The sequence below is a fragment of the Klebsiella sp. GFKo11 genome (assembly GCF_056490265.1).
In genome coordinates this window covers 5,940,565-5,966,629 of sequence record NZ_CM151369.1, presented here as the reverse complement: position 1 = coordinate 5,966,629, position 26,065 = coordinate 5,940,565, and the positions used below count along the sequence as shown (strand labels likewise).

27 protein-coding genes and 1 riboswitch are annotated in these 26,065 nt (G+C 55.9%); of the genes, 11 read left to right on the top strand and 16 right to left on the bottom strand.

Features of this window, described 5'->3' with window-relative positions; all coding sequences use genetic code 11:
- Window positions 1–113 precede the first annotated feature (113 nt).
- Window positions 114–1,745, top strand: a complete 1,632-nt coding sequence (locus AC07P6_RS28625; protein WP_181484057.1) for a Na/Pi cotransporter family protein — start codon at window positions 114–116, stop codon at window positions 1,743–1,745.
- 223 nt (window positions 1,746–1,968) lie between these two features.
- On the opposite strand, the gene pepE is transcribed toward AC07P6_RS28625, so the two are convergent.
- Both pepE and AC07P6_RS28615 read right to left on the bottom strand, forming a co-directional pair.
- The gene (pepE, locus tag AC07P6_RS28620) at window positions 1,969–2,658 is read right to left on the bottom strand and encodes a dipeptidase PepE (protein ID WP_478315220.1); all 690 of its coding nucleotides are present in this window, start codon (window positions 2,656–2,658) and stop codon (window positions 1,969–1,971) included.
- A gap of 91 nt (window positions 2,659–2,749) precedes the next feature.
- Window positions 2,750–3,367 carry a TetR/AcrR family transcriptional regulator gene (locus AC07P6_RS28615; RefSeq protein ID WP_182235617.1) on the bottom strand — a complete coding sequence of 206 codons (618 nt, stop codon included), beginning with the start codon at window positions 3,365–3,367 and terminating at the stop codon, window positions 2,750–2,752.
- Between the two features lie 108 nt (window positions 3,368–3,475).
- Here AC07P6_RS28615 and AC07P6_RS28610 point away from each other — a divergent pair, with 108 nt between their 5' ends.
- Genes AC07P6_RS28610 through AC07P6_RS28600 form a run of 3 tightly spaced genes read left to right on the top strand, consistent with a single transcriptional unit; the run spans window position 3,476 to window position 7,618 of the window.
- Window positions 3,476–4,960, top strand: coding sequence for an efflux transporter outer membrane subunit (locus tag AC07P6_RS28610; protein WP_478315219.1), 1,485 nt, complete (start codon window positions 3,476–3,478; stop codon window positions 4,958–4,960).
- Complete coding sequence (locus AC07P6_RS28605; protein ID WP_478315218.1) at window positions 4,953–6,065, top strand: EmrA/EmrK family multidrug efflux transporter periplasmic adaptor subunit; 1,113 nt, start codon at window positions 4,953–4,955, stop codon at window positions 6,063–6,065. Before AC07P6_RS28610 ends, AC07P6_RS28605 begins: the two co-directional genes overlap by 8 nt.
- Before the next feature lie 11 nt (window positions 6,066–6,076).
- Entirely contained in the window at window positions 6,077–7,618 is a 1,542-nt protein-coding gene (locus AC07P6_RS28600; protein ID WP_478315217.1) for a DHA2 family efflux MFS transporter permease subunit, read from the top strand.
- Between the two features lie 53 nt (window positions 7,619–7,671).
- Here the strand turns inward: AC07P6_RS28600 and AC07P6_RS28595 are convergent, their stop codons facing one another.
- Window positions 7,672–7,833 (bottom strand): YlcI/YnfO family protein, encoded by a 162-nt coding sequence (locus tag AC07P6_RS28595; RefSeq protein ID WP_182235620.1) that lies wholly within the window; start codon window positions 7,831–7,833, stop codon window positions 7,672–7,674.
- Between the two features lie 141 nt (window positions 7,834–7,974).
- On the opposite strand from AC07P6_RS28595, the gene AC07P6_RS28590 reads away from it, so the two are divergent.
- Window positions 7,975–8,340, top strand: coding sequence for a hypothetical protein (locus AC07P6_RS28590; RefSeq protein WP_478315216.1), 366 nt, complete (start codon window positions 7,975–7,977; stop codon window positions 8,338–8,340).
- Window positions 8,341–8,599: 259 nt separating this feature from the next.
- On the opposite strand, the gene AC07P6_RS28585 is transcribed toward AC07P6_RS28590, so the two are convergent.
- From AC07P6_RS28585 to AC07P6_RS28550, 8 genes are all read right to left on the bottom strand, one after another.
- Window positions 8,600–9,409, bottom strand: a complete 810-nt coding sequence (locus AC07P6_RS28585) for a shikimate 5-dehydrogenase (RefSeq protein ID WP_142514416.1) — start codon at window positions 9,407–9,409, stop codon at window positions 8,600–8,602.
- Window positions 9,402–10,634, bottom strand: coding sequence for an L-sorbose 1-phosphate reductase (gene sorE, locus AC07P6_RS28580; RefSeq protein WP_478315215.1), 1,233 nt, complete (start codon window positions 10,632–10,634; stop codon window positions 9,402–9,404). Before sorE ends, AC07P6_RS28585 begins: the two co-directional genes overlap by 8 nt.
- A 51-nt stretch (window positions 10,635–10,685) precedes the next feature.
- A complete protein-coding gene (locus tag AC07P6_RS28575) occupies window positions 10,686–11,510 on the bottom strand; it encodes a PTS system mannose/fructose/sorbose family transporter subunit IID (RefSeq protein ID WP_105889496.1) in 825 nt (274 codons plus the stop codon).
- An 11-nt stretch (window positions 11,511–11,521) separates the two neighbouring features.
- Complete coding sequence (locus tag AC07P6_RS28570; RefSeq protein WP_142514418.1) at window positions 11,522–12,319, bottom strand: PTS mannose/fructose/sorbose transporter subunit IIC; 798 nt, start codon at window positions 12,317–12,319, stop codon at window positions 11,522–11,524.
- A gap of 65 nt (window positions 12,320–12,384) precedes the next feature.
- Window positions 12,385–12,879, bottom strand: a complete 495-nt coding sequence (locus AC07P6_RS28565) for a PTS sugar transporter subunit IIB (RefSeq protein ID WP_142464690.1) — start codon at window positions 12,877–12,879, stop codon at window positions 12,385–12,387.
- Window positions 12,879–13,286 (bottom strand): mannose/fructose/sorbose PTS transporter subunit IIA, encoded by a 408-nt coding sequence (locus tag AC07P6_RS28560; protein ID WP_478315214.1) that lies wholly within the window; start codon window positions 13,284–13,286, stop codon window positions 12,879–12,881. The genes AC07P6_RS28565 and AC07P6_RS28560 overlap by 1 nt, the downstream gene beginning before the upstream one ends.
- Before the next feature lie 9 nt (window positions 13,287–13,295).
- The gene (locus AC07P6_RS28555; RefSeq protein WP_181484048.1) at window positions 13,296–14,099 is read right to left on the bottom strand and encodes an SDR family oxidoreductase; all 804 of its coding nucleotides are present in this window, start codon (window positions 14,097–14,099) and stop codon (window positions 13,296–13,298) included.
- Window positions 14,100–14,170: 71 nt separating this feature from the next.
- Complete coding sequence (locus AC07P6_RS28550; RefSeq protein WP_434664289.1) at window positions 14,171–15,118, bottom strand: sugar-binding transcriptional regulator; 948 nt, start codon at window positions 15,116–15,118, stop codon at window positions 14,171–14,173.
- 424 nt (window positions 15,119–15,542) lie between these two features.
- Here AC07P6_RS28550 and rluF point away from each other — a divergent pair, with 424 nt between their 5' ends.
- Window positions 15,543–16,412 carry a 23S rRNA pseudouridine(2604) synthase RluF gene (gene rluF / locus AC07P6_RS28545; protein WP_434660684.1) on the top strand — a complete coding sequence of 290 codons (870 nt, stop codon included), beginning with the start codon at window positions 15,543–15,545 and terminating at the stop codon, window positions 16,410–16,412.
- Here the strand turns inward: rluF and AC07P6_RS28540 are convergent.
- Window positions 16,409–16,681: a YjbD family protein gene (locus AC07P6_RS28540; RefSeq protein WP_110277236.1), complete on the bottom strand. Its 273-nt coding sequence runs from the start codon at window positions 16,679–16,681 to the stop codon at window positions 16,409–16,411. The two genes, rluF and AC07P6_RS28540, sit on opposite strands and share 4 nt — an antisense overlap.
- Window positions 16,682–16,875: 194 nt before the next feature.
- On the opposite strand from AC07P6_RS28540, the gene AC07P6_RS28535 reads away from it, so the two are divergent.
- The 3 genes from AC07P6_RS28535 to AC07P6_RS28525 all read left to right on the top strand — a co-directional run bounded on the left by AC07P6_RS28535 (window position 16,876) and on the right by AC07P6_RS28525 (window position 18,852).
- On the top strand, window positions 16,876–17,232 hold the full coding sequence (locus tag AC07P6_RS28535) for a type II toxin-antitoxin system RelE/ParE family toxin (protein ID WP_139540800.1): 357 nt from the start codon (window positions 16,876–16,878) through the stop codon (window positions 17,230–17,232).
- A complete protein-coding gene (locus tag AC07P6_RS28530; protein WP_139540801.1) occupies window positions 17,229–17,567 on the top strand; it encodes a helix-turn-helix domain-containing protein in 339 nt (112 codons plus the stop codon). Before AC07P6_RS28535 ends, AC07P6_RS28530 begins: the two co-directional genes overlap by 4 nt.
- Window positions 17,568–17,871: 304 nt before the next feature.
- Window positions 17,872–18,852, top strand: coding sequence for an IS110 family RNA-guided transposase (locus AC07P6_RS28525; protein WP_434663922.1), 981 nt, complete (start codon window positions 17,872–17,874; stop codon window positions 18,850–18,852).
- Window positions 18,853–19,050: 198 nt separating this feature from the next.
- Here the strand turns inward: AC07P6_RS28525 and panS are convergent, their stop codons facing one another.
- The 3 genes from panS to AC07P6_RS28510 form a co-directional block, all read right to left on the bottom strand.
- On the bottom strand, window positions 19,051–19,995 hold the full coding sequence (gene panS, locus AC07P6_RS28520; RefSeq protein WP_478315213.1) for a ketopantoate/pantoate/pantothenate transporter PanS: 945 nt from the start codon (window positions 19,993–19,995) through the stop codon (window positions 19,051–19,053).
- A gap of 111 nt (window positions 19,996–20,106) precedes the next feature.
- Window positions 20,107–21,687: an RNA repair transcriptional activator RtcR gene (gene rtcR, locus AC07P6_RS28515; RefSeq protein ID WP_478315212.1), complete on the bottom strand. Its 1,581-nt coding sequence runs from the start codon at window positions 21,685–21,687 to the stop codon at window positions 20,107–20,109.
- A 3-nt stretch (window positions 21,688–21,690) separates the two neighbouring features.
- On the bottom strand, window positions 21,691–22,035 hold the full coding sequence (locus AC07P6_RS28510; RefSeq protein WP_478315211.1) for a hypothetical protein: 345 nt from the start codon (window positions 22,033–22,035) through the stop codon (window positions 21,691–21,693).
- Between the two features lie 100 nt (window positions 22,036–22,135).
- Here AC07P6_RS28510 and AC07P6_RS28505 point away from each other — a divergent pair, with 100 nt between their 5' ends.
- Together AC07P6_RS28505 and AC07P6_RS28500 are read left to right on the top strand one after the other, a co-directional pair.
- Window positions 22,136–23,263 carry a slipin family protein gene (locus tag AC07P6_RS28505; protein WP_478315210.1) on the top strand — a complete coding sequence of 376 codons (1,128 nt, stop codon included), beginning with the start codon at window positions 22,136–22,138 and terminating at the stop codon, window positions 23,261–23,263.
- 5 nt (window positions 23,264–23,268) lie between these two features.
- Complete coding sequence (locus AC07P6_RS28500; RefSeq protein ID WP_182235631.1) at window positions 23,269–24,057, top strand: nucleotidyltransferase domain-containing protein; 789 nt, start codon at window positions 23,269–23,271, stop codon at window positions 24,055–24,057.
- Between the two features lie 231 nt (window positions 24,058–24,288).
- On the opposite strand, the gene lysC is transcribed toward AC07P6_RS28500, so the two are convergent.
- On the bottom strand, window positions 24,289–25,638 hold the full coding sequence (gene lysC, locus AC07P6_RS28495) for a lysine-sensitive aspartokinase 3 (protein ID WP_112215905.1): 1,350 nt from the start codon (window positions 25,636–25,638) through the stop codon (window positions 24,289–24,291).
- 180 nt (window positions 25,639–25,818) lie between these two features.
- A riboswitch (Lysine riboswitch) is annotated at window positions 25,819–26,052 on the bottom strand.
- Window positions 26,053–26,065: the final 13 nt, after the last annotated feature.

Genomic DNA, 26,065 nt, shown 5'->3' with positions numbered 1-26,065 from the left:
CTTATCCGGCCTACGGGAGAATCTTTTGTAGGCCTGATAAGCGCAGCGCCATCAGGCATGATGCCGACGCCTTGAGCCTCAGGAACCGATAAATATAAGGAGAAGCTGATTCCGTGTTAACTCTGCTACACCTGCTTTCTGCCGTCGCCCTGCTGGTGTGGGGCACCCATATTGTTCGCACCGGCGTGATGCGCGTCTACGGTGCACGCCTGCGAAGCGTTCTGAGCAGCAGCGTGGAGAAAAAGCCGCTCGCCTTCTGTGCGGGCATCGGCGTCACCGCGCTGGTCCAGAGCAGCAACGCCACCACCATGCTGGTCACCTCTTTTGTCGCTCAGGACCTGGTGGCGCTGGCCCCTGCGCTGGTAATGGTGCTGGGGGCGGACGTCGGTACCGCGCTGATGGCGAGGGTGCTGACCTTCGACCTGTCATGGCTTTCGCCGCTGCTGATTTTTATCGGCGTGATTTTTTTCCTTGGGCGCAAGCAAACGCGCGCAGGCCAGCTCGGACGCGTTGGGATTGGCCTGGGGCTGATTCTTCTCGCGCTGGAGCTGATCGTACAGGCGGTGCATCCCATCACCCAGGCCAACGGCGTGCAGGTGATTTTCGCCTCGTTGACCGGCGATATTATGCTGGATGCGCTGATTGGCGCGGTATTCGCGATCATCAGCTATTCAAGCCTGGCAGCAGTGCTGCTGACCGCCACGTTAACCTCGACCGGTGTGATTTCATTTCCGGTCGCGCTGTGCCTGGTGATTGGCGCTAATCTCGGCTCCGGGCTGCTGGCGATGCTCAATAACAGCGGAGCGAATGCCGCCGCGCGCCGTGTTGCGCTTGGTAGCCTGCTGTTCAAGCTGGTGGGCAGCCTGATTATCCTGCCGTTTGTCCATGTCCTGGCTGAGGTGATGCATAAGCTGCCGTTAGCGGAAGCTGAGCTGGTTATCTACTTCCACGTCTTCTACAACCTGATCCGCTGTATCGCCATGGTGCCGTTCGCTGAGCCGATGGCCCGCCTCTGTAAGCGTTTGATTCGCGACGAGCCGGAGCTGGACGCGCGACTGAAGCCGAAGCATCTCGATACTTCTGCGCTAGATACCCCCGCGCTGGCGCTGGCCAATGCCGCTCGTGAAACGCTGCGTATTGGCGATGCGATGGAGCAGATGCTGGAAGGCCTGCGCAAGATCATGCACGGTGAGTCGCGTGAGGAGAAAGAGCTACGGCGGATGGCGGATGACATCAACGTGCTTTATACCGCGATTAAGCTCTATCTGGCGCGGATGCCAAAAGAGGAGCTGGCGGAAGAGGAATCCCGCCGCTGGGCGGAGATCATCGAAATGGCGCTCAACCTGGAGCAGGCTTCGGACATTGTCGAGAGGATGGGCAGCGAAATCGCCGATAAATCTCTGGCTGCGCGCCGCGCTTTCTCCATGGAGGGGCTGAAGGAGCTGGATGGGCTGTACGATCAATTACTGAGTAATCTACAGCTGGCGATGTCGGTATTCTTCTCCGGCGACGTGCCGAGCGCCCGTCGTCTGCGGCGTAGTAAGCATCGTTTTCGCATTTTAAACCGCCGCTATTCGCATGCTCACGTTGACCGACTACATCAGCAAAACGTGCAGAGTATTGAAACCAGTACGCTGCATCTGGCGCTACTGGGCGACATGAAACGTCTGAACTCGCTGTTCTGCTCGGTGGCCTATAGTGTGATGGAGCAGCCGGATGAGGACGATGAGCGGGATGATTATTAACCGGTGATGTCGCAAAAATCCCCGGTGGCGCTGCGCTGACCGGGCTACAGGTTCACAGCAGTCTGCGGTTTGGTCACCCGGACAAGGCGCGTCAAGCGCCGCCTCCGGGAAATTCCCCGGGTCGCGGCAGACGCCTTACCCGGGGCTACAGGCCCGTGCGGTCTGGGGTTGGGTAGCCCGGACAGGTGCGCAGCACCGCCTCCGGGAAAGTGAGATCAAGGGATCAGAAACGATGCCCTGCGTTAAGAGTTACCGCCTCTTCTCCCGCTCTGAACACCAGCGTCGGGTTCGGGCCGCCGAGGGTGGCGTGGCCCTGCGTCACCTGAATCCAGTTGCCTTCCGGCAAGCCGATAATTGTCAATTCCGGCGCAACCACCAGCAGCTCACGAATCCGCTGTTCGCGGGTTTCGCCTTTATGGCCTTCCGGTAGGGCGTTGGTGAAATGCGGGTTAATTTGTAGCGGGAACAGCCCCAGAGCATCAAAGCCTTGAGGGTCGACAATCGGCATATCGTTAGTGGTGCGGATGGTCGGGCAGGCAAGGTTAGCCCCCGCGCTCCAGCCGACGTACAGCGCGCCGCGCTTCACCACATCCACCATCGGTTCCAGCAGGCCGCGCTCGCGGCACTCTTTCAGCAACTGGAAGGTATTACCGCCGCCAACGATAACTATCTCTGTGTTTTCAATCGCCGACACCGGGTCAGCCACGCTGTGAATTCCGGTAACCGCCACGCCCATTGGGCCAAAGACGGCGGCGGTTTTCGCGGTGTAATCGTCCCAGGTTTGCGTCACCCCGGCGAAAGGAATAAATACCGCAGAACGGCGACCGTTTAGCTGCCCGGCAATCGTCGGTAGCGCATGTTCCAGCCAGGCTTTGCCCGGTAGCGTTGAGTTACTTAATAGCAGCAGTTCCATTATTTCTCCATTCAGCCAGATGATTCGTCGGCTGAGGATGTTAGCACAGCTTATCATTCTGCTTGCTGACGTGGCTCACGCTAAAACGAGCTTAACGCGGAAGATAAGCCGCCATAAACACCTCAACGGCACGCGCCGTCACCTGCTGCACTTCTTCATCGCTAACGCGGTCCTGCTGGCGGAATAAAAACCGGTCCATCAGCTCTGCTTGCAACAACGCGCTCAAGTGCAGCGCCGTAATGCGCGGATCGGCATGGCGCAGCAAACCATTCTCCATGGCGAGAGATAAAAAATCGGCGATCAGCTGCTGAACGCGCAGGATGCCGCGCTGATAGATAAGATCGCCTAACTTGTTGTTACCGGAACCGGCAATCGCCAGCCGCTGGTTGGATTGCACATCCGGAGAGTAGATAAAGTGCAAAAAGCGCTGACCAAACTGATTCAGCGCGAGCGTAATGTCGCCGCGCTCCAGCATTGATGGCTCCACCAGCTTGAGCACTGCGGAGAATTCTTCTTCGCACAGGCGCGACATCACTTCAAAAAATAACTCATCTTTTGACGCAAAATGGTTATACAGCGTGGCCTTCGAGCCGCCAACGCGGGCGCAGATTTCCGCCATTGAGGCCCCTTCATAGCCCAGTTCGCGAAATACCTGCGTGGCCTCATCAAGGATATTTTGTCGTTTTGCTTCGGTTCTGGTGCTTTTCATATTTGACGACCGGCTGAGAAAAGAAAGGGCTGTTCAATTTTATCACGACTCTGATACACTCCAAAACTGTACCGTACAGTACAGTTCAATATCAGGATAGACATAATTATGGAACAGGATGCCTTACCTTCATTTTTTACGCGCACTGCCTGTCGCAGAACGCTGATGCCGCTAGTGGCAGCGCTGTGGCTGGTCGGCTGCGCACAGCTACCGGATACGCCGCCTAAGGCGGAACTCAAAGCCGTTGAAAGCTATGGGGCGAGTACGCTGCCGCTGAATGCGCAGGCGGTCTGGCCGACACAGCAGTGGTGGCGTAGCTACGGCGACAGCCAGCTCAATACGCTCATTGACGAGGCGCTGGCAAACGCCCCCGATATGACGATTGCCGCCGCGCGTTTGCGCAGCGCCGAGGCCAGAGGCCAGCAGGCGCAATCGGCACTGCTGCCGCAGCTCAGCGCTTCGGCAACGGCCAGCCAGCAGCGTCAGTCCTACAACTATTTACTGCCGCGCGAAATGTCGCCCATTGGCTGGAAAGAGTATGGCCAGATGACGCTCGACCTTTCGTGGGATCTGGATTTCTGGGGTAAAAACCGCGCCTCGCTGGCGGCGGCGACTTCGGTAATTGAGGCGACCCGCGCGGAGCAGTATCAGGCGCAGCTGGAGCTGTCCGCCGCGGTCGCGATGGCGTATGCCGATCTGGCGCAATATTACGCCGAACGCGACAGCGTAGCGGAGGTGGTGGAGGCGCGGCGTAAAACAGCCGAGCTGTTTGATAAACGCTATCACAACGGTATGGAAACACGCTCGGCCCTGCATATTGCCCAGTCGCGGCTGGCTGCCGCGCAGGGCGAACTGCAGGTGCTTGATGAGCGTATCCAGCTTACGCGTTATCAGCTTGCAGAACTGCTGGGGGCCGGGCCGGATCGCGGGCTGGCCATCAAGCGGCCGCAAATTAATTTGCACAACGTGCGCGGACTGCCGGAACAGCTCCCTGTCAACCTGCTGGGTCGTCGCCCGGATATCGTCGCCGCCCGCCTGATGGCACAAGCGCAGGATAGTCAGGTTAGCGCTCATAAAGCGGCGTTTTACCCCAACATCAACCTGTCGGCGTTTATCGGCTTCCAGGCGCTGGGGCTGGATAACCTCATCGAATCAGGATCGAAATTCGGCAACACCGGACCGGCTATTTGGCTGCCTATCTTCAGCGGGGGTCGCCTGCGCGGTGAGCTGCGCGGCTCAATGGCTGAGTACGATATCGCCGCCGCCCGCTACAACGCTACCGTCACCCATGCGTTGCAGGAGGTGGCGAGCGCGGGGCTGAGCCAGAAAGCCCTGACGGCGCAAATTGCCAGCGCACAAACGGCGGCAACCGAGGCAAGCGAGGCCTGGCGGGTGGTGAGCAAACGTTATGAAGGAGGCCTGGCGACGTACATCGATGTGTTGTACGCCCAGGATTCGGTACTGGAGTGTCAGCGTCGGCTTGCCGTGGTGCAGTCGCGCGCCTTCTCTGTTGATGTCGCGCTACAACGCGCGCTGGGTGGCGGCTACCAGCAGCCGCAGGATGAAGAAGCAAAAGGATCTGATGATGTCTAAAACCCCAAACGTAAGCCAACAACGACGTAAAGCACAGCTGATGCTGCTGGCTGGCGTAGTTATCATCGCCGGGGCGCTATCCGGTGGATACTGGTTTTTGTACGGCTCGCATTTTGTCGCCACCGATAACGCCTACGCGGCGGTGGAGATCACCCAGGTGACGCCGTCAATTGGCGGAACGGTCGGTGAAGTGCTGGTCAAGGATACGCAGATGGTGAAAAAGGGCGACCTGCTGGTGCGTATCGACCCTACCGATGCTCAACTGGCGAAGGCCCAGGCCGACGCAGAGCTGGAAAACACTATCCGGCGGGTGAAGGGCTATTTTACCACCGACAGTAACCTCCATTCGCAGATTCAGGCCCGTGAAGCGGATGAATTGCGGGCGGCGGCGCAGCTGGCGGTTGCGCAGGCAGATTTCTCCCGCGCCAGTATTGACCTGAAGCGGCGTAAAGCGCTGGTGGCTGACGGCGCGGTATCCGGCGACGAGCTGACGCAGGCGCAGAATGCCTGGGATAGCGCCAAAGCCCGGCAGGCGGCGGAGCAGGCGGCGGCCAGCCAGGCGAAAGCTAACCGCGCGTCGGCGCTGAGCGCGCGGGAAACCAACGCCGTGCGTATCCGCGATACCTCGGTGGAAAACCATCCAGAAGTCGCGCTGGCTCGCGCACGCCGCGATCAGGCCGCCGTCGATTTAGCGCGTACTGAAATTCGTGCGCCGGTCGAAGGCATTATTGCTAAACGTCAGGTTGAACCGGGGCAGCGCGTGCAGGCGGGGATGCCGCTGATGACCGTCGTGCCGGTCCATGAGATGTACGTTAACGCCAACTATAAAGAGGTGCAGCTAACCAACGTCCGCGTCGGTCAGCCTGTGGAGCTGCATGCCGATCTGTACGGCAGCTCCGTGACCTATCACGGCGTGGTGGAAGGCTTCTCCGGCGGCTCCGGCTCAGCGTTTTCAGCTATTCCAGCGCAGAACGCCACCGGCAACTGGATCAAGGTTGTTCAGCGCCTGCCGGTACGTATCAAGCTTGACCCGATCGAGCTGGATAAACATCCGCTGAAGGTGGGGCTGTCGATGCACGCTGAAATCGACACCCGTGGGCGCTGATGGGGGATGGTATGAATCAGTCTGTTGCAGAGCCGCAGATCCAGCCGTTGACCGGCGCAGCGCTGTGGTTAGCCGCGATTATCCTGGCGACGGCCAACTTTATCGCCGTGCTGAATATGACCATCGCCAACGTGGCGGTGCCGCATATCGCTGGCGCCCTGGGGGCCGCGAGCAGTCAGGGCACCTGGGTGATTACCGCCTATGCGGTGGGGGAGGCGATCACCGTGCCGCTGACCGGCTGGCTGGCGTCGCGCTTTGGTTCGGTGCGGGTGTTTATCGCCTCGATGGTGCTGTTTGGTGTCTTTTCTGTTATTTGCGGGATTTCCGGCTCCATTGGCATTCTGGTGGTGGCGAGGGTCTTCCAGGGGCTGAGCGGCGGGCCGCTGATGCCGCTGTCGCAGACGCTGCTGATGCGCATCTTCCCGCGTGAGAAGGTCTCTGCCGCGATTGGCCTGTGGTCGATGACGACAATGGTTGCGCCAGTGATTGGGCCGATCCTCGGCGGTTATCTTTGCGATGACTTTAGCTGGTCGTGGGTCTTCTTCCTCAACGCACCGATTGCCGGGATCAGCGCTTTCTTCGCCTGGAACCTGCTGAAGCGCTATACCGATAAGCTGTCGCGCAGCGGCATTGATATGGTTGGGCTGGTTCTGCTGGTGGTGTGGGTAGGCGCATTACAGTTGATGCTGGATGAAGGGAAAAACCTCGACTGGTTCTCGTCAAATACCATTATCACCCTCTGCGTTGTCGCGGTAGTGGGGTTTATCGCCTTTCTTATCTGGGAGTGGCATGAGGAGACGCCGGTGGTGGACCTGCGGGTTTTCCGCCATCGCGGCTTTTCGGTCAGCGTGCTGACCATCAGCCTGGCGTTTGCCGCCTTCTTTGGCGTTAACGTACTGACGCCGTTGTGGCTGCAAAACTTTATGGGCTACACCGCAACGCAAGCAGGGTTTGCCACCGCCTGGACCGGGGTCAGTTCTTTCCTCGTTGCGCCGCTGGTGGCGATGGCCGCTGGTCGTTTCGACCCGCGTAAGCTGGTGTTCTGGGGCGTGCTGTGGATGGGCGTGGTTTCATTTTGGCGCGCCATCGCCAACACCGATATGGCGTTCTGGGATGTGTCTATTCCGCTGCTGGTGCTCGGGTTCGCGCTGCCGTTCTTCTTTATCCCGACCACCACTCTGGCGCTGGCCAGTGTCGAGGAGCGGGAGATGGATTCCGCCGCCGGGCTGATGAACTTCCTCCGTACCCTCTCAGGCGCATTTGCTACTTCGCTGGTGACCACCGTCTGGGATAACCGTATCACCTATAACCACGCCGAGCTGGTGGGGATTGTGGACAGCGACGGCAGCGTGCGCGAGATGCTGACCCACAGCGGGATGCCGGTGGATGCGGTGAATCAGGCGATTGACGGTTTGATTGTCGGCCAGAGCTCGATGCTGGCGACCAACCAGATGATGATCGGTATCGGCATCGCATTTGTGATCGCCGCCAGCGTTATCTGGCTGGCGCCGCGCCCTTCACGCGTGGTGGAGGCCGGCGCAGGCGGACACTAAGTCTTATCTTTACGCTAAACCCCCGGCGCAGCGAGGCTGTTTACGTCGGGGGTTTAAATATCAAACCCCTTCTGCTTTAACTCTTTTCTGATAATTCGTTTAATCCAGGCGGCTAACGATTCGTCTCCATCTAAACGTTGTGCCTCTTCCATTGCCTTTCTCAGTTCCGGGTCCAGGCGAAACTGAAACGGTGGGTTTCCTCTTCTTTCATTCATGTGTGTTGACACCTAAATTACACTAGAGTAGTGTGAGCATGTGTGATGACACATTACTATCACATGCTAAAAATGACAACGCCCCGAAAGTGCAGCAACACGATCGGGGCGTCTGACCACCACATTATACGAGGTAATGCCATGGCTGCTGCTAATCGTACCACTAACGCCTGCCCCGAGTCTTTCTCCCCGATCCCCGAGGCTAATCTGCTCCATTTCCCGCTTGTCGACGCGATCCATCATCTCGATTTTAGTCCGTTAACTCCTGAAGAAAATCTGGCGCTCTCTTTTGGCTGCGAGGAGTGTCTGGCGGGGTTGTGCCACACGCTGCATTTTCTGGGTGACAGCCTTGTCACGATGGCTAACGAAGATCCGGTGCCTTTTTCCGCTGAAAGCGTATGTCAATTAGGGCATAGCCTGGTCTGCATCAGCCAGTTGATTCCTGCGCTGGCGCTGCTGGAAGCGAAGGCAGATCGGCAAGTTTTCGCCAGCGACTCTCTGAATTAATCTGGAAAGCGCCATCATAGATAGGGGATGTTGAGCGGTATTTCCCCATAAATCTGCAGGCCCTACAGGCCTGGAAATTCCCCGGGTTGCGGCTAGCGCCTTACCCGGGCTATGGGTCCGTGCGGTCTGGGTTTTGGTAGCCGGACAGGCGCGTCAAGCGCCGCCTCCGGGACATTCCACGGATAGTTTACTGAGCGTTAACCCTCACCCCAGCCCCCTCCCTTAAAAAGGGAGAGGGGGTACACCGTGCCCCTGTTCCTTACCCCCTGGCAAACGCCGAGGCTTCGGCGACCAGCGCATCGTCAGGGCGTACGCCGGTGTAGAGCGCAAACTGCTCCACGGCCTGTAAGGCAATGACTTCCGCGCCGCTGATCACCTGCTTATCCAGCCGCTGTGCCAGCTTGATAAGCGGGGTTTCCGGCGGCAGGGCGACCACATCAAACACCACGCTGGCCTGTTCCACCATTGTCTGGCTGAAGGCCAGGGTTTCGCTTTCCGCGCCGCCCGCCATACCGAGCGGGGTGACGTTAACCAGAATATCCACCGGGATCCCCTCCGGCTTTGGCTGCCATTGAAAGCCATACTGCTTCGCCAGCGCCAGACCATTATCACGGTTACGGGCGGCGATAATCACGTCGCGGAACCCCGCATCGCGAAAGGCGGCGATCACCGCTTTACCCATCCCGCCGCTGCCCTGGATCATCACTTTGGCGGAGGAATCGAGCTGATTGCTGTCAATCAGGCTTTTCACCGCGATGTAGTCCGTGTTCAGCCCGGTCAGCTTACCGTCGTCGTTGACAATGGTATTAACCGAGTCGATCACCTTCGCCGAAGGGTCGATAGCGTCGAGAAACGGCATGCAGCTCTCTTTAAACGGCATCGATACCGCGCAGCCGCGAATACCTAACGCGCGCACGCCTTTGACCGCCGCTTCAATATCCCTGGTCGTAAAGGCTTTATAGATGTAGTTCAGTCCCAGCTTTTCATACAGATAGTTATGAAATCGGGTGCCGAAGTTGCCCGGACGACCAGCCAGGGACATACACAGCAGCGTGTCGCGATTAATCATGAGTAATATCCTCCGCGTGGGCCAGCAGGTACTCTTCCGCCTCTTTTGACCAGATGCCGTGGTTGCGCTCCATAATCGCCGCCAGCTCCGGGTCGCTAATTTTCCCCAGCGGCGTGAGCGGAATGTTTTTCCCGGTGTAGACCAACTTTTTACCGCCGCCAACCGCCGGTAAATCCAGGGTGGTGTCGCCCGCCGCGTTAAGTCCCAGAATATGGGTCACCACTTTTGCAGTCTGGACTTTTTTCGCCTGCATCAGCGCTACGGCGGCGCGCATATCGTCGGTATTACCGCCGGAGGTGCCCACATAGTGGGTGAAAGCGTAATGCACATCGTAAAAATTAATTGGCGCGCTGAACTGTTTATCCTGCGGACCGGCGAAGAAGTTCAGGCAGCCGTCAGCAGCCAGCAGCGATGAAGCCATGGTGATGAGCTGTTCGTTAGGGACGAAAACGAAAATATCGTCAAAACCGTGGCCGCCGGTAAGTGCCATCAGCGTTTCTCGACTGGCATCATGACCATCAAGATAGTGAATCAGCGTTTGCGGCTCGGACGGGTAGTGCTGACGCGCATAGCTGAGCTTTGGCTTATTGGTGTCGGTAACCACCAGCAGCGACGGGTTGATCGGGCCATGCAGCGCGTAATCGATAGCCAGCAGCCCCATCGGACCTGTGCCGCCGAGGATCAGCGTACGTCCCTGCGGACGAATGCCCATCACGTGGTTATAGCTGCCTTCTTGCAGATGATAGTTGGCGTTGAACGCGCCAATCACACAGGAGAGCGGCTCCACCAGCGAGCCTTCAAACCAGGTGTCGCCTTCCCAGGAAAGCAGGCAATCTTGTTCCATCACCTCGTTAGGGATCACCACGTGGGTCGCTTCGCCGCCGATCCACGGGAATGAATAGCCGGGGCAGTCCGGGCGATCCGGCATTTGCAGGTTGGCCTGAATCACATAGCGTTGACCGGCGTGGAACTTGTGCTGCCACTTTTTACCGACGGCGATAATCTCGCCGCAGAACTCATGGCCGATGATGATCGGGTTGGTCGCCACATCGTCCGGCACTTTTTTGTGGTCCTCGCCCTGATTCGCCTCTTTCCAGGAGGAGAGACACAGGCTGTCGGTGACCACGCGGGCGAGGATTTCATCATCCTGCATCGCCGGGAGTTCAAAGGTTTCCAGGCGCAGGTCGCGTTTGCCATAAAGGCGCAGGGCTGTTGTTGTTTGCATAAACCACCTCATATTTAGCACAGTAGCCCCGGCATCGCCGGGGCGGAATAATCAGGACAGGAAGCCCAGCGCGTTACCGATAATCCCTAAACCAAACAGGGCAAAAATCAGCCATACCGGATTCACTTTTTTATTAAGCAGACGCACCATCAGTAGCGTCAGGCCAAGGGCCAGCAGGCCGGGGCAGAGCTGATCGAGGATGTTCTGCACGGTCATGGTGACGGTCGAACCATCGGCGCCCGGCGTTTGCGAAACCACCAGCGGCACGTTGATGGTGGTCCACTTGGTGACCAGCACGCCCATCACAAACAGGCCCAGAATGGAGGCCCCTTCGGTCAGTTTTTGCAGCAGGTTGCCGCCCATATCGCTGACGATATTGACCCCTTTACGAAAGCCCAGCTGCAGTCCGTACCATTTCATGGCCAGACGTACTGCGTTGAAAATAAAGAAGAACAGCAGCGGGCCAAGAATATTGCCGGAGAGCGCCAACGATGCGCCGAGGGCGGCGGTAATCGGCCGCAATGTCCCCCACACCAGCGGGTCGCCAACCCCGGCCAGCGGGCCCATCAGGCCGACTTTGATACCGTTGATTGCGCCGTCGTCGATAGCCGCGCCGTTAGCCCGCGCTTCCTCCATCGCCACCGTTACGCCAATGACCGGGCCGCAGACTGCCGGGGTGGTGTTAAAGAACACCAGGTGGCGTTTCAGCGCGGCAACCTGATCCTCTTTCAGCGGATAGAGACGCTTAATGGCCGGGATCATGTCGTAGCAAAAGCCAAGCCCATGAATACGTTCGAAGTTGAATGACGCCTGCTGCAGGTTGGATCGCAGAAACATGCTCACCAGGTCGCCTTGGGTAATTTTTCTCTGTTCCATGTTGGGCTCCATCAGTCGTCAAGCTGGTCAAGGGCGGTGGAAGAGGTGGCGGTGGCCTGCGGTTCAGGTTTGCGCCACTGGGGGTTCAGTTGGATATAAATCAGCGCGATGATGACCCCTACGCCGCCGAAGGCCAGCAGGCTGAAGTCGAGGTAACCGCCCGCGAGGAAGCCGAGGAAGAAGAAGGGCATCAGATACTTCACGCCCATCATGCGCAGCACCATGGCGTAGCCGACCACGACGATAAAACCGCCAGCGATTTGCAGACCGCGAGTGACGAATTCCGGGATGGCGTTAAGCATATTGCTGACCATATCGGCGCTGACGAACAGCGAGACCACCAGCGCGGGGATAGCGACGCGCAGCGCCTGGACGCCCAGCGCTGAGACGTGCAGCAAATCGATGGTCCCAAAGCGCGCCTCTTCTGCTGCTTTATCCGCCGCATGCTGGAACACCACGGTAATGGTACGGGCGAACACGGTGAGCACCTGGCCCGCAGCGGCGACCGGTAGCGCGATAGCTATCCCGGTGGCGATGCTTTGATGGCCGACAATCACCAGGATGGCCGAGATAATACTGGCCAGCGCCGAGTCCGGAGACTGCGCCGCGCCGACGTTCATCCAGCCCAGCGCAATGAGCTCCAGAGTGCCGCCGAGCATAATCCCGGTTTTTAAATCCCCGAGAATTAAGCCAATGACGGTACAAGCGATTAATGGGCGGTGAGTCTGGAATTCATCCAGTACGCTGCCCATCCCGGCAATACAGGAAAAAATAAATATGGCTATTATTTGTAGGGTACTGATTTCCATAATTTGTCACCTTGAGGGTATAAGAATCCCTGCCTGTTACGGCATATCACTACAGGCGCGATTTATTATTCTGTAACGGATTGCTCAGCTATTTTGTCGAGAATATTAACCGATGGATCGGAGGCCACGACGCGTAAATCGAGTTTAACGCCCAGCTTATCCAGTTGCTGAAAAGCATGAATATCCGCTTCGTCTAATGACACCGCTTTGGTTAATTGTTTTTTACCCGGTCGCCAGGCCATGCCGCCAATATTCAGCGTCGCTATTTTCACGCCCTGCTGCACCATGGTTAATACGTCCTGCGGGTTAGTGAATAAATAAAAAACCGTTTCGTCTTTATATTGCGGATTGTGATAGACCGCGACGGCTTTTTCGAGATTCACTACGTTAACCTTCATCCCCGGAGGTGCGGCCTGGCGAAGTAACGTACGGCGAACTTCGTCGTTATAAACATCGTCATTACAGATAATAATTCGCTGGGCGTTGGCCACTTTTGACCACACGGTGGTGACCTGACCATGAATTAAACGGTCATCGATACGGGCGAGCGTAATGTTCATCAGAAATCCTCCTCAACGGTTTCCGGCTGCTGCCAGGTGACGCAGCACTGGCTGGCGATGGTCTCCAGGTGTTGGCACAGTTCGTCAGCGTTCATCGTTTGCTGGTTATCCACCAGTTCCAGAGCCAACGGTAGCGACAAGCCGCTGATGACCCGAAGCTGCGGGTTGCTCATCGCCAGCCCGGCGGCGGCGTTCCACGGGCTGCCGCACTGTAAATCGACGGCAATAAGCCATTGCTCATCACTGTGAGTGCTTACTAACTTTTCAATCTTTGTGGCGATATCCCCCGCGTTCTCGCCGGGGATAAATTCCACGGCGTTGACGTTGACATCACCGTAGACCATGCGTACCGAGTCGAGCATGGCGCAGGCCAGCTGGCCGTGGGCACAGAAGATGACATTAACCATTTTTCCTCCTTAGCCGCGCGTTTTTCCGCCCGCGATGTTAGTGGTTACTCCGGTGATATAGCTGGCGCGCTCTGAGAGCAGATAGCAAACAAAATCAGCGACTTCAGAGAGGCGACCTGAGCGACCAATCGGAATGGAGTTCTTGGTGTAGCCTTCGCGTAGCTGTTCAACGGTGATGCTGCGGGTCCAGGCCAGCGCTTCTTCGTATTCCGGCGTACGCAGTCCTGTTTTTTCCAGAATGCCGGGCGCAACGCCTACGACGCGGATGCCGTGTTTGCCCAGCTCTTTCGACCAGGAGCGGGTAAAGCTATTCAGCGCGGCTTTGGTTGCGGCATAACAACTCTGGCCTTCGGAGCCTTCCAGCCCGCTTTCCGACGAGACGTTAACGATCACGCCGTCGCGCTGTTTGACCATCTGACGAGCCACCGCTTGCGACATCAGGAACACGCCTTTCTGGTTGATATTGACCATTTTTTCGAATGCGGCTTCATTTAATTCATAACGACCGGCCGGCGCTTTCTCATCGACTAATAAACGAGGGAAGTTAACCCCGGCATTATTTACCAAACCATCAATGCGGCCAAAACGTTGAATGATACTGTCGATAGTTTTATTCACTTCGCTGGCACTGGAGATATCGGTCGGCCAGAAAGTATAATTTTCACCGTCCTGATGTTTATCACCGCCGTGAATATCGCTCATCTGCACATTTGCGCCCTGGGCTAATAACTCATCGACAATGGCCAGACCAATTCCTGATGCGCCGCCGGTAACAATAATAATTTTGTCTTTTAAATTTAACCACGTTTCCATTATCGACTCCTGTTTTCTTTAGATAAAGGGATCCCCCGCAGCAGCGCTGCGTGAAATCATATTCTTGAAATTTACTTCAGTAACGACTCGGCAGTTTCTCTGTTTGTCACCAGACAGTTAATATAATTTCCATTTAATGCGCCAAGAATACCGGAGTATTTTTCCTCGCCCATCGCGATACCTACGGAATAACGTGCTTGCTTAAGTTTCGCCATCTCAATAGAGAGCGTTTTTTCGCTCATGGCGGTTTCTACCATTCCGCCATCAATGTCGTAAAAGCGTGAACAGATATCACCAGCGACCTGGCGGGCGTTGAGGTCGTCACTCTCTTCGCTGCCGTAAAATGCATGCCAGTTGGCGCCATCGCGAATCGCCGGAGAACCAATCCCTACCAGTGCGACGTCGAGGTTATCCCAATAGGAGGCAATCGTTTTAAAGTGCTGGGACTGCATAATGCCGTTGCGAATTAATGTGTTATCCAGCAGCGCCGGAAAGTCGGCGAGATGCGATTCTGCCTTTAGCTTCGCCGCCGCGCCGTAGGTCAGCGTATTGACGTGGTAGCGGCTTTCCAGTTTGCCGGAGGGGCCGCCTATGATCGGTACGCAAATAACCTGACGCGACTGGCTGGCTTGGGGTAGATTCTCTACCAGCGCACGCACCGCGCGGCCCCAGGAGAAACCGACGATATCGCCAGGTTCCAGCAACCTGTCGACCAACTGTGCGCCGTGCTGACCGATAAGATTAAGCTGATCCTCTTCCAACAGGGAGTCGCAGGTGGCGACCACCGCCTCTTTGAGGCCAAATTTTTGTTTGAGCTGCTGTTCAAGCCACAGGTTTTCGTTGTAGTCGTAATTAATGGCGATAGTGACGATGCCCTGTTCGCGACCGCGTTTTAATAGACGGCTGATGGTGGTGCGATAAATCCCCAGTTCGCGGGCAATCTGCGCCTGGGTCATATCCTGTTCGTAATAGAGCTGGGCGATTTTCACGATCAGGCGGATATCGTCGCTATTTTCCATCGTCATCTTTCGACTCCTGCACATTTGTGCAAATCACATATTTGCTGTCCTGATCTGATATAACCCTATCGATGCTGTACTTCAAAGCAATTTTCATCTATTTCATGACGATATACTGGCGGTTTCTGTTGCACATTTGATGTGTGAGTGGGTGGTTTACGGCACGTTTGTGCTGGTAGTGCTAAAGGCCTGATTCTGCTTTATTTCGCCGATCAAAGTTGCAGAGGTCTTAAATGAACACTTTTGTGTTGAAAGGCGCGATAGATCACATTTAGTGCCAGGCAGCGAGTACGCGATTATTTTTTATCGTTCGCAAGGTAGGGTATATTTCGCTTTTTAAACATAAAAGCATTCAAGTTTTATCAAGGCGGCAAGAGAGTGAGCGCCCGGACAACTTGAAGGATGAAGTGTTTCAGGAGAAGTTATGCTGCCCGACTCGTCAACCCGACTCAATAAATACATCAGCGAAAGCGGAATTTGCTCGCGCCGCGAGGCCGATCGCTTTATCGAACAAGGCAACGTTTTTATCAACGGCAAGCGCGCCACCATTGGCGACCAGGTGAAAGCTGGCGACGTGGTAAAGGTCAATGGTCGGTTGATCGAGCCGCGTGAAGCGGATGATTTAGTGCTGATTGCGCTGAACAAACCCGTTGGCATTGTCAGCACCACCGAAGACGGCGAGCGCGACAACATCGTCGATTTCGTTAACCACAGCAAACGCGTTTTTCCGATTGGTCGTCTGGATAAAGATTCCCAGGGGCTGATCTTTTTGACCAACCATGGCGATTTGGTTAACAAGATTCTGCGCGCTGGTAACGATCACGAAAAAGAGTACCTGGTTACCGTCGATAAGCCGGTGACCGATGAGTTTATCCGCGGCATGGGCGCGGGCGTGCCGATTCTCGGGACGGTGACGAAGAAGTGCAAAGTCAAAAAGGAAGCGCCGTTTGTGTTCCGTATCACCCTGGTTCAGGGACTGAATCGCCAGATCCGCCGCATGTGCGAGCACTTTGGCTATGAAGTCACGAAGCTTGAACGCACGCGGATTATGAACGTCAGCCTGACGGGGATCCCGCTGGGGGAATGGCGCGATCTGACTGATGATGAGCTGATTGATCTGTTTAAGCTGATTGAAGGGTCTTCTTCAGAAGCGAAACCGAAGGCGAAAGCGAAGCCGAAAACGGCGGGGATTAAACGCCCGGTGGTGGCAATCGAAAAGACGGCTGAGAAATCGCGCCCGGCGTCGAACGGTAAACGTTTTGTTCAGCCGGGGCGCAAAAAGAAAGGGCGCTAACGCCTGCCGCGCGTCGGCGTACTCGCCGACCAGGAAAACGATGCTTCACTATCCGGTTTATAAGCCTGCTTTTTCTTCAACTGGCGGGCTTTTTTGGCTTCTGCTTCGCGTAAAACCATCAGTTTATCGATGTACTCTTTTTTCACGCTATTGGTTTCCGCGTTAGTCAGCGGACGGCCATGCGCAATGCGCGCACGGTCAAGCAGGGTTTTCAGTTCGCGCTGTTCGCGCTCGGTCATCTCTTTTTGGGTAATGCGGGGGAGTGCCATAGTGGTGCCCTCAGTTAGCCGATGACTTCAGTGTACGGTATTCGATACAAAATAGAACTAATCCTGAAAGCGACTCGCAGATTATTCCCTTCTGAAGTGACGGGCCGTTCTGGCTGACGTAGCGTAGCAATGGAGAAGCGCTCGTCTCGGCTATCTCTCTTTGTTTTGTATAAAATTTTATACAAGGATGTGGTATGCTATTACAGAAGCGAGAACATAAGTCTATTGCATGGATTGGAAGTTCGTTTGAGGACTTGCTTAGTTTTCCTGAAGACGTTCGTAAAGATGCCGGATACCAGTTGCATCGTTTACAAGCGGGCTTAGAGGCTGCCGACTGGAAACCGATGTCGGAAATTGGTCGTGGAGTGGAAGAAATAAGGCTTCGTCAGACGTCCGGGACATTCCGGATTATCTATCTTTCCCGTTTTGGCAATGCGGTGTATGTCCTGCACTGCTTCAGTAAAAAAACACAGCGAATTTCCGACCATGATAAACGCATAGCAAGAGTTCGTTTCCAGGCCGTTCAGCAAGAGCACAGGAGCCATAAATGAGCAAAGTCATCGACAGTAACATTCGCCATATCACCTCTGCGGATGCCAATATTTTTGCCGAATTGGGATTTGATGAGACTCAGGCAAACCTGCTCCAGCAGGGCGCTGAGCGTGAAGTTGAGCAGCTTATTATTCTTAAGCAACAGCTTATGCAGGAGATCTCTGACTGGATTGATGAGAACCATCTGAAACAGACGGAGGCCGCAGCGAAATTAAACATCTCCCGCCCCCGGGTTTCGGATGTCGTTAACCTAAAAACGAATAAATTCACCCTGGATGCGCTGGTGATGATGTTGGGAAAATTAGGCAGACCGGTCACGCTCCTGGTGGGTTAAGACAATGCTTCCAGTGTACGGTAAGTATAAAACCCGCAAACTCGTCGCTTTGGTAAGCGCGGCACCATCAGGTGAGATCCCGGAGGCGGTGCTGGCGCACCTGTCCGGGCTTGTATGATGACTCCATCAGAAAGAACCGGCCAGTTCTCTCTGATGGCGGTCCGGATGCCGTGTCCGGGCTTAGGCTTTCGCGCCTGTTCCGTAGATCTTTGCACCGGACTGCCGTTCTTTCTCATGTGATAAACCGGACAGTATCATGGACCGGCTTTCACCGGTAACCCGTATTCGCAAGGTTGGTTTCACTATGGAAAATGAACTGTACTTCATCGGCATTGATGTAGCCAAAGCTAAGCTCGATGTTGATATCCTGCGCCCTGATGGTCGGCATCGCGGTAAAAAATTCGAAAATACGCCCTCCGGACATGAAGCGCTTGTCCGCTGGCTTCGCAGCCATGATGTGAACCATGCCCATGTCTGCATGGAGTCCACCAGTACCTACATGGAAGAGGCTGCCGCGTATCTGAGTGATGCCGGTTATACCGTCTCCATTATCAACCCCGCCCTGAGTGCCGCCTTCGCCCGTAGTGAAGGGTTGCGCAGTAAAACCGACAAAGTCGATGCCCGTATGCTGGCGCACTTCTGCCGGGAGAAACGTCCGTCAGCATGGGAGGCACCGCACCCGACAGAGCGGGCCCTGAAAGCGCTGGTGTTACGGCATCAGGCGCTGACAGAGATGCAGACGCAGGAGAAAAACCGTCAGGAAACAGCCCCGGAGGTCCAGTTAGCGAGCATCGATGTGCTCCTGGAGTGCCTGAGTGCTGAACTGAAACGTATCGAAAAACAGATAAAAGACCTGACGGACAACGACCCGGATATGAAGCAACGGCGGAAGCTGCTGAACAGCATCCCGGGTATCGGCGAGAAAACGGCGGCGGTCCTGCTGGCGTATACGGGACTGAAGCTGAGGTTTGCCACAGCGCGGCAGTTCGCCGCGTATGCAGGGCTGACGCCGGTGCAGCATGAGTCAGGCAGTAGCGTGATGCGGGCAAGCCGGATGAGTAAAGCGGGTCCGGTTCAGTTGCGCAGAGCATTATATATGCCAGCAATATCAGCGCTGTATCACACGGCGTGGGGAAAAGCGTTCAGAAAGAGACTGGAAGGGAATGGCAAACGCGCGAAAGTTATCATAGGGGCGATGATGCGCAAGCTGGCGCAGGTGGCGTACGGAGTGCTGAAGTCAGGGGAGCCGTTCGATGCGTCACAACATGGAATAGCGGTAGCGTAGGGACGAAAAGACTGCGGGAATAGAAAAACAGCACCCAGAGGGTGCTGTCGGTGGTGTGTCTGTCATCCAGAAACCGGAGAGAGCCCCGCAACTAAAAATGGTTGCCGATGCTCACAGTATCTACCAGACCGCAAACGGCTGTGGACCTGTAGCCCGGTCAGCGCAGCGCCACCGGGAGATTTTCATCAAAGTTACGTTTTATCTGATCTTTTTTCCTGCCTTACGCGATTCATCCGCAATCGGCTTCCCTGACCAATAACCAGCTAGCAGCGAGCCGGACAGGTTGTGCCAGACCGAAAACAGTGCGCCTGGCAGTGCAGCCAGCGGGCCAAAGTAGATTTTCCCCAGCGCGGCGGCCAGACCTGAGTTCTGCATCCCTACCTCAATCGCCAGCGTACGGCAGGTGGATTCATCAAAACCAAACAGTCGTCCGCCCCAGTAGCCGCCGAGCAGGCCGATGGTGTTGTGCAAGATAACCGCGATGATTACCACAAAGCCCACGGAGGCGATATGCGAAGCGGAACCGGCTACCACGGCGCAGATAATCGCCAGAATACAAACCATTGAGAAGGCCGGGAGGAACGGTTCTACCGCCCTGACGACTTTTGGCAGAAGGTGATGAACCACCAGTCCCAGCGCAATCGGGATCACCACGATTTGCAGAATACTGAGCAGCATTCCCATCACGTCCACCTGAATATGTGCATCGACGTACAGGCGAGTCAGCAGCGGCGTTGCCACCACGCCGACCAGCGTGGAAACCGACGAGATGGTGACCGACAGTGCCACATCGCCTTTAGCCAGGTAGATCATGACATTGGATGCCGTGCCGCTGGCAACGCTGCCGACCAGCACCATCCCGGCGGAGAGCTCCGGCGGCATATTGAAAATCAGCGCCAGCAGCCAGGCGGCAAGCGGCATCACCAGATAGTGCAGAAAAATTCCCGCCGCTACCGGTGCCGGGCGGGAAAGGACGCGTTTAAAGTCGTCCACCTTCAGATGAACGCCCATGCCGAACATAATCAGCATCAGCAGCGTCGGGACCCAGGGACCAATGGGAGTGAAAGTGGATGGCGTGTAATACGCGATAACCGAGAGCAGCAGCGCCCATAATGGGAACAGCCGCGTAAGCGTGGCGAGCATGTTGTTTTCCTTGCACGTATGTTGTGTTTGCTTGTTATAAACAGGCCGGGATCGAGCCCGGCCATAGCTATTGTTTATCGTGCTAAGGAATATTATTCAAACTAATTATGTTCATGTTCCACTGCGGATACTCTCCCAGCTCAGCCCAAAGCGGGCTAAATACTTGCGCAGGCGGTCGGCATCATTGGGATTGGCCTTTTTCTGACGGGAGACGGCGAACAGCTCGCGTCCGGCTTCGGACAGCGAAGCGCTGCGTTGGCACACCTCCAGAACGGTTTCCAGTTGGCGGCGATCGAAGAGATCGATTTCCATTTCGATATCAGGAGAAGATGTGGTGAGCTGCCAGCTCTCTTGTAAGAGCGCCATCTCCTCTTGCGCAAGAGCGAGCGTAATCCGCCCCTGCTCGGCCAGGGTTGCCATTCGCGCGACGGACGATCCGAGCTCGCGAAAGTTACCGCGCCACTGCGCCTGCGGCGAGCAGGCAAAAGTCAGATAGCGCTCGCGGGCGTCTTTATCGAAACGGATCTGCGTTTGCCGTTCGTTTGCAAAGCGCTGTAATTCATACTCTACGTTTGGTGCGATATCTTCCCGCCGCTGCGCCAGACCCGGCAGGGCAAAGCGCCACATATTGATGCGCGCATAGAGATCTTCGCGAAAACGACCTTCCGCCACCCATTGCTGCATATTGCGATGGGTACCGGCTATTAACTGAAAATTGCTGTAGACCTCTTTATCGGAACCAAACGGGAAAAAGGTTTTCTCTTCAATGGCTTTTAGCAGCATAGCCTGCTCATCCAGCCCCAGCTCGGCGATTTCGTCGAGAAACAACACTCCGCCATCGGCCTCCCGCAGCAGGCCCGCTCGCGGCGTCAGCGCACCAGTAAACGCGCCTTTTACATGACCAAATAGCGTGGACATGGCGTTATCTCCGCGCAGGGTAGCGCAGTTTACTGCCACCAGACTGCCCGCAACCTGATGGCGTGACTGACGAAGCTGAAAAATACGTTTGGCGAGGAAAGACTTACCGGCACCGGTTGGGCCGGTGAGCAGGATCGGATCGGTCGATCGGATCGCCACGCGCTCAATACGATCGATGAGTTTATTAAATGTCGCGTTGCGCGTATCAATACCGGCCTTCAGGAAGGAGACGGACTGCTGCTGCTCGCGCTGAAAGCGGCTGGTGAGCGTGGCGTAGCGGCTTAAATCAAGGTCGATAACCGAGCAGGTGCCAGCTGCGATCTGCTCATCCGCTGAACCTTTCGGTGCAGGGTTGGTTTGCAGCAGGCTGGCGGGAAGATAGCGCGCTTCCGTCAGCAGAAACCAGCAAATCTGCGCCACGTGAGTCCCGGTGGTGATATGTACCAGATACTCTTCGTTCTCGGTATCAAACTCGTAGTGAGTCGCAAAATCGAGGAAGGCGGCGTAAACCTCTTCAAAATCCCATGGATCGTTAATTTCGACCTTATGTGGCCGCACTTGGGTATGGGGTGAAAGCAGAGCCACATCTTCAATCAATCTTTGCGCCATGCTTTCATCACGCGGTTGATGGAGCAGTTCCAGCCTGTCGACGGGAAAATCTGCTTGCTGGCATAGCCCAACGGTGGGCCGCCATTTTTTTAATCGATTTGCCCGCTTACCGCGCTTGTCCAGCACCGTTCCGAGTACGCCAATCACTACCCGCCGCTTTTTCATGATTTATCCAAAAAGATAATGCTCGATATTTAAAGATAAAAAAATTGCTTCCTGGCGGCAATGGTAAAAAAGGTGTTTCAAAATAAATACATAAAAATCAATTAGATAATGATTTATTTTGCCATTTATTCTTTCTGGCACGCATCTGGCAATAACTCTCTCGTCAACACGCTGAAAACGCAGGGGGTTAAACCCCGCCGGCACTTCAGGAACGGCAGAGGCTGTTTTCCGGGCGTGTTCCGTCAGCCGATGACCACCACGGGTTCGATTCCCAATTTCATCTCCGAATGAAAACTGGTTGTTAATCATAGAAATAAAACGGGGCGTTGAGCTGTCAGCAATCCCCAAAACAGGCCGCCGGTAAAGATGCCGGGCCGCAGGCAAAAGGGAATTCCCCTGCGGCTTCGCCCCTGCATCCGCGCCTGATTAACTTTTAAAGGAATAAAAAATGACGAAGAAAATTACGATACGTAAAGGTCAACTGGGTCTTTTATCCCGCCAGGGCGACTACTATCAGGTTCTGGAAGCGGGTACGCACCGCCTGCCGTGGTTTAACGTCCCTGAAGTGCTGATCGTCAACATGGACGGTAGCGAAGTGCCGGAAGCGCTGGCGGAGTATTTACGTCAGTTTCAGCCTGCATGGGTTGAACGTTATTGCCTGGCGGCGGATCTGACGGATACCGAGACCGGAGCGCTGTATACAAACGGTGTATTGCAGGAAATTTTACCGCCCTCTACGCGTCGTCTGTATTGGCCCGCCAGCGAGGATATGAAGCTGATACGCATGGATACCCGGCAGGTTCAGGTTCCGACTGCGGTGATGAATGCCGTATTGCAGCCGCGACGTCACGGTGCGGTAAAAGGCCGTGAGTCGATCCTCACCGTATCGGTTCCTGCGTGGCACGTTGGGGTGCTGAAAATCGATGGCGAGACCCAGCCGTTACTGCCGCCGGGGCTGTCTGCTTACTGGAAGGTTAATCATCTGGTGGAAGCCGAAGTGGTCGATACCCGTTTACAGGTACTGGAGGTCGGCGGCCAGGAGATCCTGACTAAAGATAAAGTGAACCTGCGTTTAAATCTGGCGGCGAACTGGCGCTACAGCGATGTTTTGCAGGCTTATTGCCAGCTGACGAAACCGCTGGATCATCTGTATCGCGAGCTGCAGTTTGCCCTGCGTGAAGCAGTGGGGACGCGCACGCTGGACGAGCTGCTGGAAGATAAGCAGATGATTGATGAAGTAGTGAGCGCGCAGGTGAAAGCCCGCATGACGCCCTTTGGCATCGAAGTCGCGTCCCTGGGGGTGAAAGATATTGTGCTGCCGGGCGATATGAAAGCGATTTTTTCACAGTTGGTCGAGGCAGAAAAGTCGGCGCAGGCGAATGTGATCCGTCGGCGTGAAGAGACCGCCGCCACCCGCTCGCTGTTGAACACCGCGAAGGTGATGGAAAACAACCCGGTGGCGCTGCGCTTAAAAGAACTGGAAACGCTGGAAAGAGTGGCGGAGCGTATCGATAAAATCTCAGTCTTTGGCGGTCTGGACCAGGTGTTGCATGGCCTGGTGAATATAAAAGGATAACGAAAATGACGTGTAACGGAGTAGATGCCGCCATGCGCCAGCGGGTGCAGCGGCAACTGGAAGCGGTGGAGCAACGCTATGGCGTCAAGGTGCTCTACGCCTGCGAGTCCGGCAGTCGGGGCTGGGGCTTTGCCTCGCCGGATAGCGATTATGACGTGCGATTTCTCTATGTGCATCCACCGGAATGGTATCTGCGAGTAGAGGTACCGAGAGATGTGATCGAATTGCCGATAGACGATGAGCTGGACGTTTGCGGCTGGGAGTGGCGTAAGGCGCTGGGCTTGCTGAAAGGGGCTAACCCGACGCTTATCGAGTGGCTGGATTCGCCGGTAGTTTATCAACAAGATGCGGCGACGATATCAGCGCTTAAGACGCTGGTTCCGCAATGGTTTTCCCCGGTCCGCGCGCGCTGGCACTACTACTCGATGGCACGGAAAAATTTTCGCGGTTATCTGCAAGGTGACGATGTGCGATTGAAAAAGTACTTCTACGTGCTGCGTCCCTTGCTGGCCGTTCGCTGGGTTGAGGCGGGAAAAGGCGTGCCGCCGATGCGTTTTGCTGAACTGCTGGCGGGGAGCGAACTGGAAACGGGTTTGCGTCAGGAAATAGACGAGCTGCTGGAGCGTAAACAGCGAGCAGGAGAGGCAGAGTATGGCCCACGTCGCCCACTGTTGCATGCGTTTATTCAGTCAGAACTGGCAAGAGGTGAGGTTCCGCCGATGCTGCCGGATAGTCGGACGGGCGATGCCAGAGAGCTGGACAAACTGCTGATGACCACGGTGATGGGGAACTAAAAGTTGGGACGTTTGACACGGATGGTGAACCTGTTGGGGTTATTGTGCCCGCATTATCTGCCGGGCGGCGGCTAGCGCCTTTCACGGCCTACAAATACCACAATATCTTCAGGCTGCTCATTTTCCGTAGGCCCGGTAAGGCGCTAGCCGCCACCGGGCAATTCCAAAGAGGCGCATGTTGTCAGCAGTCTGAAGTGGCCCGGCAAGATTGCGGGCCATTTTATTTGGCCATTACTCGAACAGATTATGATGCAGCTTCTGCACCACTTTCTCGGCATCCGCGCCAGGTACGAGGAAACACAGGTTATGGCTGGATGCGCCGTAACAAATCATACGAATATTGAACGGCTCCAGTACGCCAAACACCTCTTTACCGACGCCGCACGCTTTCGACAAATCATTGCCAATTAGCGCGACCAGCGCCAGATCCTGCTCGACCTCTACGCGGCACAGGGAAGACAACTCGGTCAGCAGCGCCTGGGTTAACAAGGTGTCGCCTGCGGAAGTGGAACCGGTGGTGTCCATGGTCAGCGCCACGCTCACTTCTGAAGTGGTGATGAGATCCACGGAGATATTATGTCGCGCCAGGATGCCGAACACTTCGGCGAGAAAACCGCGAGAGTGCAGCATATTCAGGCTGTGCAGGGTCAGCAGAGTCTGCTTGCGGCGTAGCGCCAGCGCGCGGAACAACGGTGGATTTTCGGTCGTGTTGCATACCAGCGTACCGCCCGCTTTCGGCTCTTTGCTGGAGCCAACAAATACCGGAATCTCGCTACGCACGGCGGGAAGCAGAGTTGCCGGATGCAGGACTTTCGCGCCAAACGTCGCCATTTCCGCCGCTTCTTCAAAGGCGATGACGTCAATACGTTTGGCCGCCGGAGCAACGCGTGGGTCGGTGGTATAGATGCCGGGAACATCGGTCCAGATATCAACGCGAGTCGCATGCAGCGCTTCGCCCAGCAAAGCGGCGGTGTAATCGCTGCCGCCGCGACCGAGCGTGGTGGTGCGGCCTTTGGCTTCACTACCAATAAAGCCCTGAGTGATCACCAGGCCTTCTGCAAGGCGTGGAGCCAGTAACTGTTGGGTGAGTTCAGAAAGTGCGGCGATATCCGGTTCCGCGCGGCCAAAGCGATCGTTGGTGCGCATAATTTTACGCACGTCAAACCACTGTGCGGCGATACCACGCTCGCGCAGGATCTCGACAAACAGTAGGGTGGACATCAGCTCACCGTGGCTGACCAGCTCATCAGTCAATGCGGTTGAGCTCGCCAGCGAGGCGGCTTCTGCCAGAGCGGTAATATTTTCCAGCAGGCGCTCAATCTCGTCGCGAATTACGTTCGGATAGCGCAGGCGCTCCAGGATATTGAACTGGATCTGGCGCATGGCATCGAGTTTCTCGAAGCGTTCGCCAGGTTCCAGCCCATCCGCTAGAGCAACCAGCAGATTAGTCACGCCCGCAGAAGCGGAAAGCACGACCACGCGGGTATTGGCATCCAGCAGCGCGACGTCTACGCTGCGGTTCATGGCATCAAAATCGGCAACGCTGGTGCCGCCAAATTTGGCGATAACTAAGTCTGTCATAACAACCTCGTGTCAGGGGGCCTGACTTATTAAAACGATTCCTGACAACCAATCCTGGTAAGGCTGGACGCATCCGGATTGCAATAAAATGTCTTAATAAGCCAGGCCAAATTATTCAGCCATGGCACAAGGGAAGAGCGAAAAACAGGGTGGGCGCAGAGCGATAAACAAACTACGATGTCACCCAGAAGTGCTCCACCTTGTAGACCCGCTTCCTGATGCATTGCACCATTTGGCGAGTATGAAACGCCCGACTGCGAACGTTTCTGGTGACAACCCAGAGGATTCAGCCTCTGTGGCCGGTGATGAGCGTAACCAGACGCTTATTCACCTCGGCGCTGCTCCCCCTCACGTATTTTCCCCGGACTGGCTCCTCCAATACGGTTACCTGGGCAACGCACCTCTTCTGGCAATTACCGACGTCTTT